This window comes from Microcoleus sp. D2_18a_D3, from assembly GCF_036702455.1.
Taxonomy (GTDB): domain Bacteria; phylum Cyanobacteriota; class Cyanobacteriia; order Cyanobacteriales; family Microcoleaceae; genus Microcoleus.
Genome location: NZ_JAUBTK010000165.1, coordinates 1 through 5,759, shown reverse-complemented (window position 1 = coordinate 5,759; position 5,759 = coordinate 1). Strand labels below are relative to the sequence as shown.

2 tRNA genes and 3 rRNA genes are annotated in these 5,759 nt (G+C 51.1%); all 5 read right to left on the bottom strand.

The features are described from left to right. Window positions 1-52: 52 nt before the first annotated feature. The 5 genes from rrf to QUB06_RS33805 all read right to left on the bottom strand — a co-directional run bounded on the left by rrf (window position 53) and on the right by QUB06_RS33805 (window position 5,228). Window positions 53-168, bottom strand: a 5S ribosomal RNA gene (gene rrf, locus QUB06_RS33825). 138 nt (window positions 169-306) lie between these two features. After that, window positions 307-3,196: ribosomal RNA gene (locus QUB06_RS33820) — 23S ribosomal RNA — on the bottom strand. A gap of 246 nt (window positions 3,197-3,442) precedes the next feature. Beyond that, a tRNA-Ala gene (locus QUB06_RS33815) sits at window positions 3,443-3,518 on the bottom strand. Window positions 3,519-3,549: 31 nt separating this feature from the next. Beyond that, a tRNA-Ile gene (locus QUB06_RS33810) sits at window positions 3,550-3,626 on the bottom strand. A 65-nt stretch (window positions 3,627-3,691) separates the two neighbouring features. Further along, window positions 3,692-5,228, bottom strand: a 16S ribosomal RNA gene (locus QUB06_RS33805). Together the 16S, 23S and 5S rRNA genes with 2 tRNA genes alongside form the textbook arrangement of a ribosomal RNA operon. Window positions 5,229-5,759 lie beyond the last annotated feature (531 nt).

Below are 5,759 nucleotides of genomic sequence, written 5' to 3'. Positions count from 1 at the left end.
GCACAAAGTAAAACCCCCGACCAGTTTCCTGATCGGGGGTTTTGGTATAGGTGCTTGACGATGACCTACTCTCACATGGGGAAACCCCACACTACCATCGGCGATGCATCGTTTCACTACTGAGTTCGGGATGGGATCAGGTGGTTCCAATGCTCTATGGTCGTCAAGCGATTCAGCTGGAGTACCGTCGTTAGACGCTGCTCCGAATTGGGTATGTGATAAAGGGTTTTGCAGTGCTTACAAATTTTCGGCTGTTGCGGTCTTCTTGTTGCTAGACACACAAACATCAAATTGTTTGGGTGTTATATGGTCAAGCCTCACGGGCAATTAGTATTGGTTAGCTCAACGCCTCACAGCGCTTACACACCCAACCTATCAACGTCGTAGTCTTCGACGGCCCTTTAGGGAACTCAAGGTTCCAGTGAGATCTCATCTCGAGGCAAGTTTCCCGCTTAGATGCTTTCAGCGGTTATCTTTTCCGAACATAGCTACCCGGCAATGCCACTGGCGTGACAACCGGAACACCAGAGGTTCGTCCACTCCGGTCCTCTCGTACTAGGAGCAGCCCCTCTCAAATCTCAAACGTCCACGGCAGATAGGGACCGAACTGTCTCACGACGTTCTAAACCCAGCTCGCGTACCACTTTAAATGGCGAACAGCCATACCCTTGGGACCGGCTTCAGCCCCAGGATGTGATGAGCCGACATCGAGGTGCCAAACACCGCCGTCGATATGAACTCTTGGGCGGTATCAGCCTGTTATCCCCGGAGTACCTTTTATCCGTTGAGCGATGGCCCTTCCATACAGAACCACCGGATCACTAAGACCTACTTTCGTACCTGCTCGACGTGTCTGTCTCGCAGTCAAGCGCGCTTTTGCCTTTATACTCTACGACCGATTTCCGACCGGTCTGAGCGCACCTTCGTACTCCTCCGTTACTCTTTAGGAGGAGACCGCCCCAGTCAAACTACCCACCATACACTGTCCTCGATCCGGATAACGGACCAGAGTTAGAACCTCAAGGTTACCAGGGTGGTATTTCAAGGTTGGCTCCACGCGAACTGGCGTCCACGCTTCAAAGCCTCCCACCTATCCTACACAAGTAAACTCAAAGTCCAGTGCAAAGCTATAGTAAAGGTTCACGGGGTCTTTCCGTCTAGCCGCGGATACACTGCATCTTCACAGCGATTTCAATTTCACTGAGTCTCGGGTGGAGACAGCGCCGCCATCGTTACGCCATTCGTGCAGGTCGGAACTTACCCGACAAGGAATTTCGCTACCTTAGGACCGTTATAGTTACGGCCGCCGTTTACCGGGGCTTCGATCAAGAGCTTCGCGTTAGCTAACCCCATCAATTAACCTTCCGGCACCGGGCAGGCGTCACACCCTATACGTCCACTTTCGTGTTTGCAGAGTGCTGTGTTTTTAATAAACAGTCGCAGCGGCCTGGTATCTTCGACCGGCATGGGCTTACGCAGTAAATGCTTCACCCTCACCGGCGCACCTTCTCCCGAAGTTACGGTGCCATTTTGCCTAGTTCCTTCACCCGAGTTCTCTCAAGCGCCTTGGTATTCTCTACCTAACCACCTGTGTCGGTTTGGGGTACGGTTCCTAATTACCTGAAGCTTAGAAGCTTTTCCTGGAAGCATGGCATCAACCACTTCGTCATCTAAAAGATAACTCGTCATCAGTTCTCGGCCTTGATCTCCCGGATTTACCTAAGAAATCAGCCTACCACCTTAAACACGGACAACCAACGCCGTGCTGGCCTAGCCTTCTCCGTCCCTCCATCGCAGTAATTAGAAGTACGGGAATATTAACCCGTTTCCCATCGACTACGCATTTCTGCCTCGCCTTAGGGGCCGACTCACCCTGCGTCGATTAACGTTGCGCAGGAAACCTTGGTCTTTCGGCGTGGGAGTTTTTCACTCCCATTGTCGTTACTCATGTCAGCATTCGCACTTCTGATACCTCCAGCAAGCTTCTCAACTCACCTTCACAGGCTTACAGAACGCTCCTCTACCGCTCATCCTAAGATGAACCCGTAGCTTCGGTGTATGGTTTGAGCCCCGTTACATCTTCCGCGCAGGCCGACTCGACTAGTGAGCTATTACGCTTTCTTTAAAGGGTGGCTGCTTCTAAGCCAACCTCCTAGCTGTCTAAGCCTTCCCACATCGTTTCCCACTTAACCATAACTTTGGGACCTTAGCTGACGGTCTGGGTTGTTTCCCTTTTCACGACGGACGTTAGCACCCGCCGTGTGTCTCCCGTGCTGACACTTGTTGGTATTCGGAGTTTGCATCGGTTTGGTAAGTCGGGATGACCCCCTAGCCGAAACAGTGCTCTACCCCCAACAGTGATACACGAGGCGCTACCTAAATAGCTTTCGAGGAGAACCAGCTATCTCCGAGCTTGATTAGCCTTTCACTCCGATCCACAGGTCATCCGCTAACTTTTCAACGGTAGTCGGTTCGGTCCTCCAGTTAGTGTTACCCAACCTTCAACCTGCCCATGGATAGATCGCCCGGTTTCGGGTCTATACCCAGCGACTGTCGCCCTATTAAGACTCGCTTTCGCTACGCCTCCCCTATTCGGTTAAGCTCGCCACTGAATATAAGTCGCTGACCCATTATACAAAAGGTACGCAGTCACCCAACAAAGTGGGCTCCCACTGCTTGTACGCATACGGTTTCAGGATCTATTTCACTCCCCTCTCCGGGGTTCTTTTCGCCTTTCCCTCACGGTACTAGTTCACTATCGGTCAGTCAGTAGTATTTAGCCTTGGAGGATGGTCCCCCCATATTCAGACAAAGTTTCTCGTGCTCCGTCCTACTCGATTTCATTGATAAGAGAATTTCGTGTACGGGGCTATCACCCACTACGGCGGCACTTTCCAGAGCCTTCCACTATTCTCAAATCAACTTAAGGGCTAGTCCCCGTTCGCTCGCCACTACTAAGGGAATCTCGGTTGATTTCTATTCCTCAGGGTACTTAGATGTTTCAGTTCCCCTGGTTCGCCTTACACACCTATGTATTCAGTGTGTAATAACCAGCTTATGCTGGCTGGGTTCCCCCATTCAGAGATCTCCGGATCAAAGTCTGTTTGCCGACTCCCCGGAGCTTATCGCAGGCTACAACGTCTTTCATCGCCTCTGACTGCCAAGGCATCCACCGTATGCGCTTCTTCACTTGACCATATAACCCCAAGCAATCTGGTTATTGTCTAATAACGTGAAGACGACATTCGCCGAAAATTTGCAATTGAGAACTACAAATTTTACCTTGACCAAATTAATCACCAGTGAAAGTAATTAATCAGTCACTTCTATCACATACCCAAATTTTTAAAGAACGATTTTCTTACTGGTCAAAGACCAGAAATCAACATTCATCTACTTTCTGTAGGAACGCTCATTTCTGAACTCTTAACGATGCTGTATATGGTGGAGCCAAGCGGGATCGAACCGCTGACCTCCTGCGTGCAAGGCAGGCGCTCTCCCAGCTGAGCTATGGCCCCATATTCTTACAAGGCCAAACCCCACAACAATTGGTGGGTCTGGGCAGATTCGAACTGCCGACCTCACCCTTATCAGGGGTGCGCTCTAACCAACTGAGCTACAGACCCAATCGTCTTTCGCAATGAATCAAGCAATTCGTGTGGGAACTTATGAAGAAGCTGAAGTCTTCGATTAAGGAGGTGATCCAGCCGCAGGTTCCCCTACGGCTACCTTGTTACGACTTCACCCCAGTCATGAATCACACCGTGGTAACCGTCCCCCTTGCGGTTAGACTAGCTACTTCTGGTGCAACCCACTCCCATGGTGTGACGGGCGGTGTGTACAAGGCCCGGGAACGTATTCACCGTGACATTCTGATTCACGATTACTAGCGATTCCGACTTCACGCAGTCGAGTTGCAGACTGCGATCCGGACTACGATCGGTTTTATGGGATTAGCTCCACCTCGCGGCTTGGCAACCCTTTGTACCGACCATTGTAGCACGTGTGTAGCCCTGGCCGTAAGGGCCATGATGACTTGACGTCATCCCCACCTTCCTCCGGTTTGTCACCGGCAGTCTCCTTAGAGTTCCCACCATTACGTGCTGGTAACTAAGGACAAGGGTTGCGCTCGTTACGGGACTTAACCCAACATCTCACGACACGAGCTGACGACAGCCATGCAGCACCTGTGTCTGAGTTCCCGAAGGCACCAATCTATCTCTAGAAAGTTCTCAGCATGTCAAGGCCAGGTAAGGTTCTTCGCGTTGCTTCGAATTAAACCACATGCTCCACCGCTTGTGCGGGCCCCCGTCAATTCATTTGAGTTTTAACCTTGCGGCCGTACTCCCCAGGCGGTCAACTTAATGCGTTAGCTGCGCCACTAAGAGTTCAAGACTCCCAACGGCTAGTTGACATCGTTTACGGCGTGGACTACCAGGGTATCTAATCCTGTTTGCTCCCCACGCTTTCGCACCTCAGTGTCAGTATCAGTCCAGGTGGTCGCCTTCGCCACTGGTGTTCCTTCCTATATCTACGCATTTCACCGCTACACAGGAAATTCCACCACCCTCTACCGTACTCTAGCTCAGCAGTTTTGGATGCAGTTCCCAGGTTGAGCCCGGGGATTTCACATCCAACTTACTGAACCACCTACGCGCGCTTTACGCCCAGTAATTCCGATTAACGCTTGCACCCTTCGTATTACCGCGGCTGCTGGCACGAAGTTAGCCGGTGCTTATTCTGTCGGTAACGTCAAAGTAGCAACGTATTAAGTTACTACCCTTCCTCCCAACTTAAAGTGCTTTACAATCCGAAGACCTTCTTCACACACGCGGCATGGCTGGATCAGGCTTTCGCCCATTGTCCAATATTCCCCACTGCTGCCTCCCGTAGGAGTCTGGACCGTGTCTCAGTTCCAGTGTGACTGATCATCCTCTCAGACCAGTTACGGATCGTCGCCTTGGTGAGCCTTTACCTCACCAACTAGCTAATCCGACCTAGGCTCATCTAATGGCGCGAGGCCCGAAGGTCCCCCGCTTTCTCCCGTAGGACGTATGCGGTATTAGCGTCCGTTTCCGAACGTTATCCCCCACCACTAGGCAGATTCCTAGGCATTACTCACCCGTCCGCCGCTCTCAAGAGAAGCAAGCTCCTCTCTACCGCTCGACTTGCATGTGTTAGGCCTGCCGCCAGCGTTCAATCTGAGCCATGATCAAACTCTTCAGTTCAATACTGCTTGGGTTTTGAGAAAACCCTAAACTTAGCTCAGCAATCGTTGGTTACATCTTTGATTTCTCGCGGAGTAACTTGTGATGCTGATAATCTTGCGACTAGCAGTCTTACCTCACAAGCACCCACACGAATTGCTTGATTCAGTTGTTAAAGAGCGGGTGGCTGATCCTTTCGTCTCAACCGAGGCGCGCATTCTACAGCAGCCTCATCTTCCGTCAAGCGATTTCGAAAATTTCTTTTCAATCTCAACCACTTGCGCCTTCATTCAGCCTTAAGCTTCTCGTCAGCGGGAGGCGAATTCTACAGCGTTTCAAACCGCTGTCAACCGCCTCTTTTACCGCTTTCGATCATCTCGACCGAACCACCAACAGAACCAAACCACCACCCTGTCAGCCCGGCGCATTCTACGCAGCTTTCGCTGCTTTGCAACCCCTTATCTAAATCTAACTTCTTGTTTTATAAGAAGTTTAAGGAGCCGCATACGCCTGAAGAGCTGCGCATTATAGGGACTGCCGAACGAAGGTCAA